At 71.1% G+C, this 14,629-nt stretch carries 11 protein-coding genes; 7 read left to right on the top strand and 4 right to left on the bottom strand.

The genetic code is table 11. The features are described from left to right. The first annotated feature begins 297 nt into the window (after positions 1-297). From PSQ21_RS22355 to PSQ21_RS22380, 6 genes are all read left to right on the top strand, one after another. The gene (locus PSQ21_RS22355) at positions 298-1,881 is read left to right on the top strand and encodes an ABC transporter ATP-binding protein (protein WP_274035889.1); all 1,584 of its coding nucleotides are present in this window, start codon (positions 298-300) and stop codon (positions 1,879-1,881) included. Further along, on the top strand, positions 1,878-2,996 hold the full coding sequence (locus PSQ21_RS22360) for an ABC transporter permease (RefSeq protein ID WP_274032406.1): 1,119 nt from the start codon (positions 1,878-1,880) through the stop codon (positions 2,994-2,996). Before PSQ21_RS22355 ends, PSQ21_RS22360 begins: the two co-directional genes overlap by 4 nt. Beyond that, positions 2,993-4,255: an ABC transporter permease gene (locus PSQ21_RS22365; RefSeq protein WP_274032408.1), complete on the top strand. Its 1,263-nt coding sequence runs from the start codon at positions 2,993-2,995 to the stop codon at positions 4,253-4,255. The genes PSQ21_RS22360 and PSQ21_RS22365 overlap by 4 nt, the downstream gene beginning before the upstream one ends. After that, the gene (locus tag PSQ21_RS22370; RefSeq protein WP_274032410.1) at positions 4,252-4,680 is read left to right on the top strand and encodes a cytidine deaminase; all 429 of its coding nucleotides are present in this window, start codon (positions 4,252-4,254) and stop codon (positions 4,678-4,680) included. Before PSQ21_RS22365 ends, PSQ21_RS22370 begins: the two co-directional genes overlap by 4 nt. Positions 4,681-4,801: 121 nt before the next feature. Continuing rightward, on the top strand, positions 4,802-6,079 hold the full coding sequence (locus PSQ21_RS22375; RefSeq protein WP_274032412.1) for a thymidine phosphorylase: 1,278 nt from the start codon (positions 4,802-4,804) through the stop codon (positions 6,077-6,079). A gap of 112 nt (positions 6,080-6,191) precedes the next feature. Continuing rightward, entirely contained in the window at positions 6,192-6,788 is a 597-nt protein-coding gene (locus tag PSQ21_RS22380) for a Uma2 family endonuclease (protein WP_274032413.1), read from the top strand. A gap of 81 nt (positions 6,789-6,869) precedes the next feature. Here the strand turns inward: PSQ21_RS22380 and PSQ21_RS22385 are convergent, their stop codons facing one another. Then, entirely contained in the window at positions 6,870-10,223 is a 3,354-nt protein-coding gene (locus PSQ21_RS22385; RefSeq protein WP_443334401.1) for a S8 family peptidase, read from the bottom strand. Positions 10,224-10,424: 201 nt separating this feature from the next. Here PSQ21_RS22385 and PSQ21_RS22390 point away from each other — a divergent pair, with 201 nt between their 5' ends. Next, the gene (locus tag PSQ21_RS22390; RefSeq protein ID WP_274032415.1) at positions 10,425-10,811 is read left to right on the top strand and encodes an STAS domain-containing protein; all 387 of its coding nucleotides are present in this window, start codon (positions 10,425-10,427) and stop codon (positions 10,809-10,811) included. Between the two features lie 257 nt (positions 10,812-11,068). Here PSQ21_RS22390 and PSQ21_RS22395 read toward each other — a convergent pair whose 3' ends face one another. The 3 genes from PSQ21_RS22395 to PSQ21_RS22405 all read right to left on the bottom strand — a co-directional run bounded on the left by PSQ21_RS22395 (position 11,069) and on the right by PSQ21_RS22405 (position 14,593). Then, a complete protein-coding gene (locus PSQ21_RS22395) occupies positions 11,069-12,094 on the bottom strand; it encodes a sigma-70 family RNA polymerase sigma factor (protein WP_274032417.1) in 1,026 nt (341 codons plus the stop codon). Between the two features lie 173 nt (positions 12,095-12,267). Beyond that, the gene (locus PSQ21_RS22400; RefSeq protein ID WP_274032419.1) at positions 12,268-12,984 is read right to left on the bottom strand and encodes a L,D-transpeptidase family protein; all 717 of its coding nucleotides are present in this window, start codon (positions 12,982-12,984) and stop codon (positions 12,268-12,270) included. 298 nt (positions 12,985-13,282) lie between these two features. Next, positions 13,283-14,593 (bottom strand): MFS transporter, encoded by a 1,311-nt coding sequence (locus tag PSQ21_RS22405; RefSeq protein ID WP_274032421.1) that lies wholly within the window; start codon positions 14,591-14,593, stop codon positions 13,283-13,285. Between the last annotated feature and the right edge of the window lie 36 nt (positions 14,594-14,629).

Here is a 14,629-nt window from a genome sequence, read left to right on the forward strand (position 1 = left end):
CCATCCCCGCCGTACGGACAGGCTCCCCGCCCGTACGGACAGGCTCACCGCCGTACGGACAGGCTCCCCGCCGCGGAGCGCGAACGTCGAGCTTGCGCGGCACCGCCCGAGCTTCCCCGTCCCACCCGAAGAAGATCCGCCTCTCGCAGTGCTCTCCCACCCGGCCCGGACCGTGCGTCCGGACCGTGACGTGCACCTGTGTTTCACGATTCGGCAGCGCTACGCGTGTAGACAGCCCTCCGGCGCGATAACTTCACCCCCGCCCCCCAGAGCCCCTCAGCCCCTCCGCCCCCGCTCCTGTCCGGCCAAGGAGAGTGCGTCATCAACGCGTCCAGCAGTCCCCCTGCCGTAGAACTGCACGGCATCACCAAGCGCTTCCCCGGCGTCGTCGCCAACCACGACATCGACATCACGATCGGCAAGGGCACGGTCCATGCCCTCGTCGGTGAGAACGGTGCCGGCAAGTCCACCCTGATGAAGATCCTCTACGGCATGCAGAAGCCGGACGAGGGCACCATCGCGATCAACGGCGAGCAGGTCTCGTTCGCCAACCCGGGCGACGCCATCGAGCGGGGCATCGGCATGGTGCACCAGCACTTCATGCTCGCCGACAACCTCACCGTCCTGGAGAACGTCGTCCTGGGCGGCGAGAAGCTGTACGGCATCGGCTCCGGCGCCCGGAAGAAGATCAAGGAGATCTCCGACGCGTACGGCCTGGGCATCCGGCCCGACGCGCTCGTGGAGGACCTCGGGGTCGCCGACCGGCAGCGCGTGGAGATCCTCAAGGTCCTCTACCGGGGCGCCCGCATCCTGATCCTGGACGAGCCGACCGCGGTCCTCGTACCGCAGGAGGTCGACGCGCTCTTCGCCAACCTGCGCGAGCTCAAGTCCGAGGGCCTGACCGTCATCTTCATCTCGCACAAGCTGGGCGAGGTGCTCTCCGTCGCCGACGAGATCACCGTCATCCGCCGCGGTACGACCGTGGGAACCGCCGACCCGGCGTCCACCACGACCAAGCAACTCGCCGAGCTGATGGTCGGCAGCGAGCTGCCCTCGCCGGAGACCCGCGAGTCCACCGTCACCGACGTGCCGATGCTGCGCGTGCGGGACCTGGCGCTCACGGTCACCGACCCCGACGGCACCGTCCGCGACGTGCTCGCCGGCATCGACTTCACCATCCACCAGGGCGAGGTCCTCGGCATCGCCGGGGTCGAGGGCAACGGGCAGACCGAGCTGATCGAGGCCCTGATCGGCATGCGCGACCCGGACGGCGGGGTGATCACCCTCGACCAGGACGACATCAGCCACGTCCCCACCCGCAAGCGGCGCGAGTCAGGCATCGGCTACATCCCCGAGGACCGCCACCGCCACGGCGTCCTCCTGGAGGCCCCGCTCTGGGAGAACCGCATCCTCGGCCACGTCACCGAGAAGCCCAACAGCCGCGGCTGGCTGCTGGACAACAAGGCGGCCCGCACCGACACCGAGCGCATCGTGCGCGAGTACGACGTGCGCACCCCCGGCATCGAGGTCACCGCGGCCTCCCTCTCCGGCGGCAACCAGCAGAAGCTGATCGTCGGCCGCGAGATGAGCCACGCACCGAAGCTCCTGATCGCCGCCCACCCCACCCGTGGCGTGGACGTCGGCGCGCAGGCGCAGATCTGGGACCAGATCCGCGAGGCCCGCCGGGAAGGGCTGGCCGTCCTGCTGATCTCGGCCGACCTGGACGAGCTGATCGGCCTCTCCGACACCCTGCGCGTCATGTACCGAGGCCGACTGGTCGCCGACGCCGACCCGGCCACCATCACCCCGGAGGAACTGGGCTCGGCCATGACCGGCGCCGCCACCGGTCACCTCGAAAGCCCGGAGGACGAGGCCCGATGAAGAAATTCGACAAGGACCGGCTGATCCTGGGCTTCGCCGGCCCGGTGCTCGCCCTGGTCGTCGCCCTCGCGCTGACCACCGTGGTGCTGCTCGCCTCCGGCCGCAACCCCTTCGAGCCGTACCGGATCATGTTCGAGTCGGCCGGCTACGTCGACGTCCAGGTCCTGATCGTCAACCAGGCCGGTACGTACTACCTCGCCGCACTCGCCGTGGCCATCGGCTTCCGGATGAACCTCTTCAACATCGGCGTCGACGGGCAGTACCGCCTCGCCGCCATGATGGCCGCCCTGGTCGGCGCGAGCGTCAGCCTGCCGGGGCCGCTGCACATCGCGCTGATCGTGATCGTCGCGATGCTGGTCGGCGCGTTCTGGTCGGGCATCGCGGGCTTCCTCAAGACCACCCGCGGGGTGAGCGAGGTCGTCTCGACGATCATGCTCAACTCGATCGCCACCGCCCTGGTCGCCTGGATGATCCTGCCGAAGAACTTCGGCGAGCAGCCCGCCGGGTCCAACAACCTGACCACCGGTGAGATCCCGGAGTCCGGCTGGTTCCCGGGGCTGCCGATGGGCGACCAGGCAGGCGAGATCTACGGCTTCACCTTCGTCGCCGCGGGCTGCGGTCTCCTGTACTGGTTCGTGCTCAACCGCACCCGCTTCGGCTTCGACCTGCGCGCCACCGGCGCCAGCGCGAGCGCCGCCCAGGCCTCCGGCGTGGACGCCAAGAAGATGATCCTCACCTCGATGCTGATCTCCGGTGCGGTCGCGGGCCTGGCCGGAATGCCGACGCTGCTCGGCGACACCCACACCTACAGCCTCGACTTCCCCACCGGTGTCGGCTTCACCGGCATCACCATCGCGCTGCTGGGCCGCAACAACCCGCTCGGCATCGCCTTCAGCGCCCTGCTGATCGCCTTCCTGGACAAGTCGTCGGCCTCGCTCGACCAGTACGGGTACGAGAAGGAGATCGCCACGATCATGCAGGGTCTGATCGTGATCTCGGTCGTCGTCTCCTACGAGCTGGTCCGCCGGTACGGCATCCGCCGCCAGCAGCAGAAGGTCGGCGAGGAGCTCGCCGCCGGCCATGCCCTCAAGACCGAGAAGGAGGCGGCCCTGTGAGCACGAGCAAAGCCACCGCCGCACGCCTCGCCCCCGCCAAGGGCGGGCGCCGCAAGCTCTCCCTGCCCGTCGTCCTCCTGATCATCGCGGGCGCCCTCGCCCTGATCTCCCTGGTGCGCCTCATCAGCGGCGCGAACGACATCACCTCGGTCGGCCAGGTCCGCGGCGCCCTGTCACTCGCCGTCCCGATCGGCCTCGCCGGCCTCGGCGGTCTGTGGGCCGAGCGCGCGGGCGTCGTCAACATCGGCCTCGAAGGCATGATGGTCCTGGGCACCTGGTTCGGCGCCTGGGCCGGGTTCCAGTGGGGCCCGTGGGTGGGCGTCCTCTTCGGCGTCCTCGGCGGCTGCCTCGGCGGCCTGCTGCACGCGGTCATCACCGTCACCTTCGGTGTGAACCACATCGTCTCCGGCGTGGCCATCAACATCCTCGCCGTCGGCGTCACCCGCTACCTCTCCAACTTCGCCTTCGACGGCATCGAGGGCGGCTCCTCCAAGCAGTCCCCGCGCATCGATCCGATCGACAGGATCACCGTTCCAGGGCTTTCGGACTGGATGCAGGACCTGCAACAACAACACTGGTTCCTGATCTCCGACATCGCCGGCATCATCGGCGGGCTCGTCACCGGGCTCTCCCTGCTCACCGTCGTCGCCCTGTTGCTGATCCCCGCCACCTGGTGGATCCTGTGGCGCACGCCGTTCGGACTGCGGCTGCGCTCCTGCGGCGAGAGCCCCGTGGCCGCCGAGACCCTCGGCGTCAACGTCTACAAGTACAAGTACATCGCCGTCACGGTCTCCGGCGGTCTGGCGGGTCTGGGCGGCGCGTTCCTCGCGATCGTCGCCACCGGCATCTACCAGGAGGGCCAGACCGGCGGCCGCGGCTACATCGGTCTCGCCGCGATGATCTTCGGCAACTGGATGCCGGGCGGTATGGCGCTGGGCGCCGGGCTCTTCGGCTTCACCGACAGCCTCAAGCTGCGCGGTGGCGCGGAGAACGTCCACGCGATGCTGCTCCTGCTGGCGATCCTGCTGGTCGTCGCGGTGTTCTGGCAGCTGTACCGGAAGAAGTACGTCGCCGCGGTGATCTCGGCGGCCGTCTCGGCGCTGCTGTTCACCTGGTACTTCCTGACCGACCAGGTGCCGAGCCAGTTCGTCGACGCCGCCCCGTACGTCACGACGCTGCTGGTCCTCTCGCTCTCCGCGCAACGGCTGCGGATGCCCAAGGCCAACGGCATCCCGTACCGCAAGGGCGAGGGCAAGTGACGCCGCCCGCCGCCGGATCCCCGCCCGCCACGGCTTTCGGCGAGGCCGACTGGGACGCCCTGCGGGAGGCGGCCCGGGACGCCATGTCCCGCGCGTACGTCCCCTACTCGCGCTACCCGGTCGGCGTCGCCGCCCGGGTGGACGACGGGCGCACGATCACCGGCTGCAACGTGGAGAACGCCAGCTACGGCCTGTCGCTCTGCGCGGAGTGCGGTCTGGTCTCCGCGCTCCACGCCACCGGCGGCGGTCGGCTGACCCACTTCACCTGCGTGGACGGCACCGGGGCGGTTCTGGTGCCGTGCGGCCGGTGCCGGCAGCTGCTGTACGAGTTCGGCGGCCCGGAACTCCTCCTGGAGACGCCCGACGGGCGGCGCACGCTGGACGAGATGCTGCCCCAGGCCTTCGGCCCGCAGCACCTCGGCTGAACCCCGTATCCCCTGGCGGTGGCCCTTCCCTCTCTCGGAAGGGCCACCGCTCTTCCCCCTCTTCTATCCACGCAAAAGTCAGTCCGGACTCTTGCGTACGCACCCGGCCGGAAGGATTCCCATGGACGCCATCTCCGTCATCCGCACCAAGCGGGACCGAGGCGAGCTGACCCCCGAGCAGATCGACTGGGTCATCGACGCCTACACCCGCGGCGAGGTCGCCGACGAGCAGATGTCCGCCCTCGCCATGGCGATCCTGCTCAACGGGATGAACCGCACCGAGATCGCCCGCTGGACCGCCGCGATGATCGCCTCCGGCGAGCGGATGAGCTTTGACGGGCTGTCCCGCCCCACCACCGACAAGCACTCCACCGGCGGCGTCGGCGACAAGATCACCCTGCCGCTCGCCCCGCTGGTCGCCGCCTGCGGCGCGGCCGTGCCGCAGCTCAGCGGCCGGGGCCTCGGCCACACCGGCGGCACCCTGGACAAGCTGGAGTCCATCCCCGGGTGGCGGGCCCGCATCTCCAACGAGGAGCTGCGACACGTCCTCGACACCACCGGCGCGGTCATCTGCGCCGCCGGTGACGGCCTCGCCCCCGCCGACAAGAAGCTGTACGCGCTGCGCGACGTCACCGGCACCGTCGAGGCGATCCCGCTCATCGCCAGCTCCATCATGTCCAAGAAGATCGCCGAGGGCACCGGGGCACTCGTCCTGGACGTCAAGGTCGGCTCCGGCGCCTTCATGAAGACCATCGAGGACGCCCGCGAACTGGCCTCCACCATGGTCGCGCTCGGCACCGACAGCGGGGTCCGCACGGTCGCGCTGCTCACCGACATGTCGACCCCGCTCGGCCTCACCGCGGGCAACGCGCTGGAGGTCCGCGAGTCGGTCGAGGTGCTGGCCGGCGGTGGCCCGCGGGACGTCGTCGACCTGACCCTCGCCCTCGCCCGCGAGATGCTGGACGCCGCCGGGCTCAAGGACGCCGACCCGGAGAAGGCCCTCGCCGACGGCTCGGCGATGGACGTCTGGCGCCGGATGATCTCCGCCCAGGGCGGCGACCCGGACGCCACGCTCCCGACCGCCCGCGAGCAGCACGTCGTCACCGCACCCTCCTCCGGCGTGCTGACCCGCCTGGACGCCTACGACGTCGGCGTCGCCGCCTGGCGCCTCGGCGCGGGCCGCGCCCGCAAGGAGGACCCGGTGCAGGCGGGCGCCGGCGTCGAGCTGCACGCCAAGCCCGGCGACACCGTCACCGAGGGCCAGCCCCTGATGACGCTGCACACGGACACCCCGGAGAAGTTCGACTACGCGCTGAAGGCACTGCCCGGGGCGTACGACATCGCCCCGGCCGGCACGTCGTTCGCACCGCTGCCGGTGGTGCGGGAGCGTATCGCCTGACCTGCGGTTTCCCCATACGGGTGAACGGGATCGGTGGACTGCCACCGGTCCCGTTCGGCATGCTGGACTCCGAGGCGAGGCCCCAGGTGACGTACCGATAGAGGAGACCGCCGTGAGCGCACTCACCGTCGAACCCGTGCCGGACCAGGGGCAGGACCAGGACTGGGACGACCTCGTCCGGATCTGGGAGGAGACGGACGCACCCAAGGGCTGCAGGGTGGAGATCATCGAGGAGATCGTCACCGTGTCGCCACCGCCGTCCAAGGACCACCACACCACCGCTGCCCTGCTCCAGCGCAGGCTCTACACCGTCATTCCGGAGGACTGGGGGATCTACCAGACCCTCGGCCTCTCGCTGCCCGGACGGGGCGGGATCTACATCCCCGACCTTGTGGTCGTGGACCGCGCCACGGCCTCCGGGCCGGGCCTCACCGTGCCCGCCGAGGAAGCCCGCCTCGTCGTCGAGATCACCTCCCGTGCCAACGCCAACCACGACCGCGTCAGCAAGGTGAACGGCTATGCCAGGGCCGGGGTGGAGCTGTTCCTGCTCCTCGACCCCCGGCACTCCGGCCATCCGACCGCGACGCTGTACGGGGAGCCGGAGGGTGGTACGTACCGCGTGCTGGAAACGGTCGAGTACGGGCGGAAACTGACCCTTCCCGAGCCGTTCGGGCTGGTCCTGGACACCAGCGTCTTCCCGGTCAGCTGACACGCGGACGGCCCGCCGCACGGAGAGGATCCGTGCGGCGGGCCGCCGTCATACGTGCGGTGAACTACCCGCGAGCGCCCGTCACTTGCCCAGGTACGCGCTGTAGATCTTCACCGACGAGGTGTTGCCCTTCTTGTCGGTGACCTTGGCGGAGAAGGAGATCGCCTTGCCCTTGGCCGGGTTCTTGACCGTGATCCTGCCCTTCTTGACGGTGACCTTTTTCCAGGTCTTTCCGCCGTTGTAACTGACGTACGTCTTCAGCGACTTCAGGTTCTTGCCCGCGGCGGCGCCGTGCACCTTCACCGGCACCGAGACCGTCTTGCCGGCCTTGGCCCGGCCGTCGGTGCCCACGGCCGGGGTGAACCGGACGGTGGAGACGGGCAGCATCGTGAACGCGGTCTTCTTCGAGCGGAACGTCCAGGCCGCGTCCACCCGGGTGGAGAGCGGGCTGACCTTCGCGCTGTGCCTGACCGTGGTCGTCAGCCGGTAGTCGGCCGCGCCCGCCGGGACCTGGAAGGGCTTGCCGCCGCCGCCCACCGGGTCGCTGTTCTGGCCGAGCTTCTTGCCGTTGCGGTACAGGACGGTCTTGGCCGACGTGAACAGCATCCCGCCCGCGTTGCCCCGGCCGTCGGCCAGCAGCGGGAGAGTGCCGGTGATCTCGTTGCCCTCACGGACGACGCCGTAGTCCTTGTTCACCAGCGGGCCGAACACCGCGGTGTTCACGGCCTTCGTGTACGTCCTGCCCGCCTTGTACGTCGCCTCCTTGCCGACCTGGTAGTTGGCCTCGTACGTCGGCCAGCCGTCCGCGTCGACCGGGCCCTGCTGGTCGAAGTCGAAGGTCCAGGCCACCTTGTCCGCGGTGGAGACGTACAGCGTGCGGGTGCCGGGCAGCTTCTGATCGATCGAGGTCGCCCAGCCCCCGCCCTGCGTGGGCAGGAAGGGGAAGGCGGTGATCGAACCCTTCTTCTTCGGCGCGGCGGCGCCCATGGCGATCTTCACCTTGGCCAGCTGCGCCGTGCTGAACTTCCGGTCGAAGCCGGTGGCGAGCTGCTTGACCGTGCCGCCGACCGCGATGTCGTACTCGGTCGACGCGCCCTTGCTCCACGTGCCGATCCAGTGCTGGGCGAGCGAACCGTCGGTGATCTTCGGTCCGGCGTGGAGGGTACGCATGCCGGCCGGCGACTCCGCCAGCCAGCCGAAGGAGACCGCGTCGTTCGCCGCCTCCACCACGTAGTCCGGGGAGAAGAGCTCAGCCTTCGCCTTCGCGTCCGGCACCGTGACCTTCACCGGCTTCGCCTTGCGGGCGTCGAACGTCAGCGAGGTGTTCTTGGTGACCGCGATCTTCGGCTGGGCGATCCAGTCGGCGCCCTTGGTGACGTCGTCCGGGTCGTTGTAGACCGTGGAGTTGACCACGTACGTGCCCTTGGGAACCCGGATCTTCGCGGTGCCGTCGACGACCCGCGGACTCAGGAACGGGTTGCCGGACTCGGCATTGAAGCGGAAGAGCGTGGTGTCCGCGTGGGCGGCCGGACGGCCGTCCCGCCCGAGGTGCTTGACCGTGACGTCGTAGCTCTCCACCTCACGCTCGACCGCGGCGGCCGTGCGCACGCTCTGCCCGCCGCCGGTGGCCACCACGTACGCGGAGTACGTGCCGTCGGTGGTGGAGCCGAGCCGGGTGTCGGCGGTCAGCGTCGCCTCCGCCGTGCCGCCCGCCGGGACGGTGACCTTGTCCGTGCCGAGCGTGAAGAAGCCGGCCGGAGCGGGCTTCCCCGTCGGGCCGGTGCCCGTCACCTTCAGATCGAGGGTGACGTCGCTCGTGCCGAGGTTGCGGTAGGTGACCTTCTCGGTGACCGGCTCGTCGTCGGTGTGCGGCCACTGCTGCACCCCGAAGCTCACCGAGACCGGGTCGGCGACGACGGTCTGGGCGATCGCCCGGTCCACCGCGATCCGGCCGGAGCCCTGCTGGAACGGGTTGTACGCGCCGGGCTTCGCGGACGCGGTCAGCGCGCCCTTCAGCTCGGCGTACGTCCAGTCGGGGTGCTGCTGCTTGAGCAGGGCGGCCGCGCCCGCCACGTGCGGGGTGGCCATCGACGTACCCGAGATCGTCGCGTAGCCGGCGGGGTTCTCCCCCACCTCCTTCGCGATCTGCGAGCCGGACGGGATGGCCGCCGTGGTGTCCACTCCGGGGGCCGTCACGTCGGGCTTGACCGCCCCGTCCCCGACCCGGGGGCCCCGGCTGGAGAAGTCCGCCAGCTTGTCCCGGTCGTCGACCGCGCCCACGGTCAGCGCCGCGGTCGCGCTGCCCGGCGAGCCCACCGTGCCCGCGCCGTCGCCCTCGTTGCCCGCGGCGATGGCGAACAGGACGCCCTTCTCGGCCGACAGCTTGTCGACCGCGGCCTCCAGCGGGTCCACCTCCGGGGTGTCGAGCCCGCCGAGGCTCAGGTTGACGATGTCGGCGCCCTGGGCGACCGCCCACTCCATTCCGGCCAGGATGCCGGAGTCGTCGCCGTACCCGTCGTCGTCGAGCACCTTGCCCGCGAGCAGCTTGGCGTCCGGGGCCACGCCCTTGAACTTCCCGCCCGACCTGGCGCCGGTGCCCGCCGCGATCGAGGCGACGTGTGTGCCGTGGCCGACCCGGTCCTTGGTGTCCTTGGCGGCGCTGAAGTTCTTCTCCGCGAGGATCTGGCCCTTGAGGTCGGGGTGGGTGGTGTCCGTCCCGGTGTCCAGGACCGCGATCTTGACGCCCTTGCCGGTGAACCCGGCCTTCCACGCCGCCGGGGCGCCGATCTGCGGGACGCTCCTGTCGAGGCTCGCCCGGCGCACCCCGTCCAGCCAGACCCGGTCGATGCCGGGTGCGGTGGTGACCCGCTCACCGCCCGCGCGCCGGTCGGTGAGCGCCTTCCAGATGGCCGGCGCGTCGGCGGTCGGTGTGGTCACCGACTCGGCGTTCAGCGATGTCAGGCTCCGGCCGACCTCGGTGGAGCCCGCGTCGCGGACCTGTGCCCTCGCGGTGGCGGCCTGCTTGCCCCGGTAGCCGACGATCAGCTTCAGACCGTCCCGCTGGGCCCGGAGGTTCTCCGGACGGCTCAGCTCGGTGACGTCGAACAGCCGCCGGTCGAGCTTGCCGGAGGCGATCAGCCGGTGGGCGTCGGCCGGGACGACGAGCGTGTGCCCCTTGTTGCTCATCCGCTGCACCGGGATGTTCTCCCGGCCCTTCGCGGGCCGGAAGGCGACCGGCTTGCCCTGCGCGTCGACGCTGACCCGGTCGCCGGTGACGAGGGTCAGCTGACGCAGCTCCCTGTCCTGGGCGCGGTCCTGGGCCCGGGCGCCGGACGCCCCCCTCGGATCCGGCTGGGCGACGGCGGACGTGGTCATGCCCGCCGCCAGTGCCACGGCCACGGCGGTGGCGACCGCCGGTATGCACGCGTTTCTCACGTGTCTGCGCAACTCTCCCCCTGGAGAACTCGGTGGTTTCTCGGTCCCGCCGGTCCGCAGAGACGCAGAAAGGACGGCCGCGGCCCGTCGGTTCACGGAACTAGAGGGGACAGCGGGGGAGTTGGTTCACGAGAGGGGCACCAGAGGGGCACAGTTGTCGCAAAATGCCCCTCCGCGACGGAGGTCGCGCGGAAGGGGCCGATGAATTTCGCCCGCCGGTCCGGTCTCCCTGGTGTGGATGCCGAGAATCCGATCGCCCTGACTGTGACCGGCCGGGTCAGCCGTGCCGCCGTACCCGACCTCTGCGCCGAGCTGGAGCGTGCTCTCGCCGGCCCTCGTGGAGGGGCCCTCGCCCCGGGCGCGGCGGTGGACTGCGATGTGGGCGGGGTGACCGGGCCGGATCTGACGCTGGTCGAGGCGGTGGCCCGGCTGGGGCTCGTCGCCCGCCGGTCCGGACGCACCCTGCGGCTGCGCCGCGTACCCCCCGAACTCCGGTCACTGCTGGACCTGGTGGGGCTGGCCGACGTGGTGGCCCTGGAGGAGACCCCGGAGGAGGCCCCGGACGAACGGGTGCCGGGCCCGTACTGACGCCGGGCGGACGGACGCCGGGCGGACGGGTGCCGGGCCCACACCCGCGCTGGGCGGAACGGGCGTCGGGCCCGCACCGGCGTGCGTGCGGCCCGCGACCGGCCCGGCGCCCCGGTGGTGTGCCCCGGGGCGCCGGCCCGTCCGGTGACCGCTAGGTCCTGTCGTCAGGCTGCCGTCTGCCGCGCGACGCCCGGCACGCACGCTCGCGACGCCGCGCGGCCGCCCTACGGGCGACGACGGCAGTTTGACGACAGCCCTTAGGCGTCGGCCGGGAGCCGGTCCGACAGACCGAACAGCGGGAACCAGCGCGGGACGTCCAGGAAGCAGTGCATCCCGGTGATCGCCCCGTCCCGGATGTCGATGACCTGGACCGCCCACGGCACGAACCCGTCCCCGTCCTCGGCGGGCTTGTAGTGCGCGAAGCCGGGGGACCCGTTGGCCGAGACGGGCACCAGCCTGGAGCCCGCGCACGCCGCGCCGATGGAGGTCATGAAGCCCGTGATGTCCCCGGTGCCCCGCAGCCACAGGTCGAACGGCGGCATCGTCATCACCGCGTCCTCGTGGAGCAGCGCGGTCAGGGCGGCCATGTCATATCCCTCGAACGCCTTCACATAGCGCTCCAGGAGCTTCTGCTGCTCCTCGTCGAGGGGGTCCGCAGCATCGCCCGCCCGGTCCTCCGTCTCGGTCAGTGTGGCGCGGGCCCGCTGCAGGGCGCTGTTGACCGAGGCGACGGAGGTCTCCAGCAGCTCGGCCACCTCCGCGGCCTTCCAGGCGAGGACCTCGCGCAGGATCAGCACGGCGCGCTGCTTGGGCGGCAGGTGCTGGAGGGCGGCGACGAACGCGAGGCGCACCGACTCGCGCGCCACGGCCGCCTCCGCCGGATCCTGGACCGAGGGCAGGACCCGGCCGTCGGGCATCGGCTCCAGCCAGACGTTCTCCGGGCGGGGGCTCAGCGCGGCCTGGGCGAGCGGAGTCGGGCCCGTCAGATCGACCGGGCGGGCCCGCTTGTTGCCCGCGTTCAGCATGTCCAGGCAGACGTTGGTGGCGATCCGGTAGAGCCAGGAGCGCAGCGAGGAGCGGCCCTCGAACTTGTCGAAGTTGCGCCAGGCCCGCACCAGGGTGTCCTGCACCGCGTCCTCGGCCTCGAAGGCGGATCCGAGCATCCGGTAGCAGTACCCCGTCAGCTCGATCCGGTGCCCTTCCAGGCGGCTGTCGATCCCGGCGGCTTCGCCCCCGGCGCCCGCCGCCGCTCCTGTGGCCGTCGTCGTGGTCAGATCGCTCATCGCTCCACCCCTGTCGCGCGCAGCCGCGCTGTGGCATCCGTCACCCGGTACGTCGGAAGCTACCGCAGGCCACTGACAGTCGGGGCGGAAAGAGGACAAGGGGTGCCCGGCGGCCGTGGCCGGGGCCACGATCAGCCCGGCACCCCTCGAGGTGTCCGTACCGGGCGCGTCGGTCAGGTCCCGGGCTTGCGCCCGTACACGTACACGTCGTCGCCGTTCTTCAGCAGTTTCCAGTATGCCTTCGCGTCGGCGGGGCGCATGTTGACGCAGCCGCCGGAGCCCGGCGGGTTGTACATGGACTTGGTGACCGAGTGGAACGCCTGGCCGCCGTCGAAGAACTGGGAGTGCGGCATCCAGACCTTGTAGATGGTCGACCAGTGCTTGATGTTGCGCCAGTAGATCTTCTTGGACCCGGTCCGGGTCTCGACGCCGTTCCGGCCGGTCCGGACCGGCACCGGCCCGTACTTCAGCTTCTTGCCGTCCTGGATCCAGCTCAGTTGCCGCGTCAGGTCGACGCAGGCGATGCGCCCCTTGTTGGTGGGGCACTTCTTCGCCTTGTTGGGGTTCTTCCCGGCCGCCTTCTGGGCAAGCATCGTGTTCATCGTGCGCCAGGTCAGCGGACCGGCGTAGCCGATGGTGGGGGTGATCCCGTGCTTCTTCTGGAACTTCTGGGTCGCCTTGCAGTCGGCCGTCGACTGCTTGCCGTCCACGGGCCGCTTCAGGAACTTCTCGACCTGCTTCTGGTGCGGTCCCGCCGACTTGGTGCAGGACGCCGCGTGGGCGGTGGTGCCGGTGCCCAGGACCAGGGCCGGAGCGGCCACCAGTCCGGCGACGGACAGTGCCACCCCTCGCCGCAGCGGTCTTCCGGATATCTTCGCCGTCACTCCCATGCGCGCCAACTCCCCTTCGCCCACAGTGCGTTGTTGGTTACGCATGGTAGACGCCCGAAGGCGGGCGGCGGTTGCGCGCGACGAGCCGGGAAAACCGTGGAGCCGCCGCCGGGACGGCCGTATGGTCGCCGGGTTCCCGGTCCCCGCGCTCACGACGAGGTGTTCTCGATGACGGTCCGAGCGACGGCGGCCGCCTCCGGTCGGCCGCCCGCTCCCGGGCCGCCGGACCCGCCGCCCGGACCTGCGCCGACCCGTCGCCTGGACCCGCGCCCGGACCCGGCCCGTTCGCCCGGGCGGTTCAGCGCGTGGCGGGGACGAGCGCCCGCCGGTTCGCACGCGCCACCCGGGTCCCGTACAGGGTGATCGAGACGACCCCGAGGACGGCGAGCAGGCCGAGTGCCACCGTCGCCGTCCAGCCCCCGGCGTGGAAGGCGACCGCGCCCAGCGTGCCACCCGCGCTGGAGCCCAGGTAGTACGCCGACTGGTAGAGCGCCGACGCCTGCGCCCGGCCCGTCGTCGCGGTGCGGCTCACCGAGGACGAGGCGACCGCGTGGCCGGCGAAGAAGCCGGCCGTGATCAGCACCAGGCCCAGCAGCACCAGCCCCAGCCGGTCGGCCAGCGAGAGCAGCAGCCCGGCCGCCGTGGTGGAGACCGCCAGATAGAGCGCGCCCCGGCGGCCGAGGCGGGCCACCAGACGTCCGGCGGCGGCGGAGGAGACCGTACCGACCAGGTAGACCAGGAAGATCGAGCCGATGACGCCCTGCGGCAGGCTGAACGGCTCCTCGACGAGCCGGTAGCCGATCACCGTGTAGACCGCGCCGAACACCGTCATGAACAGCGCGCCGATCGCGTACAGCCGGACCAGCAGCGGGTCGGCCAGGTGCGTGGCGACGGTCTTCGCCAGGGCCTTCGGGTTCAGCGAACCGGGACGGAAGTTGCGGGCCTTCGGGATGAGGAAGTGGAAGGCGACGGCGCACGCCAGCGCGAGCAGCCCGACCGCCGCGAGCGCGGCGCGCCAGCCCCAGGCCTGGGCGACCCACCCGGTGAGGATGCGCCCGCTCATACCGCCGATGCTGTTGCCCGCGACGAACAGCCCGATCGCGGCGATCAGCGCCTTGGGCCGTACCTCCTCCGCGAGATACGCCATCGCGGAGGCCGGAAGTCCGGCGAGCGCCGCACCCTGGACGGCGCGCAGCGCGATCAGCGCGCCCATCGACGGGGCGAAGGGCACCAGCAGCCCGACGAGCACCGCGATCGCCAGCGACGCCGTCATCAGCTGCCGCCGCCCGAACCGCTCCGAGAGCGCGCTCAGCGGCAGCACGAACAGGGCCAGCGCCCCGGTCGCCGCCGAGACCGTCCAGCTCGCCTGCCCGGCACTCGCGTCGAAGGACGCGGAGAGCGCGGGCAGCAGCGCCTGGGTGGAGTAGAGGAGGGCGAAGGCCGCGACACCGGCGGCGAAGAGGGCGAAGCTCATCCGGCGGTAGCCGGGGCGGCCGGGCTCCAGGCGGCCGTGGGTGGCGGCGGCCGGCGCGGCGGTGGTGGTGACGGGGGACTGCGGGGCAGAGGCATCCACGACGATGGTGGATGCCCCGGTACTGGCGGGAGGCATAAGTCGAAAGTAGAGCGGGACGTTTCATGCGTCCAA

This window comes from Streptomyces sp. MMBL 11-1, assembly GCF_028622875.1.
Classification (GTDB): Bacteria; Actinomycetota; Actinomycetes; order Streptomycetales; family Streptomycetaceae; genus Streptomyces.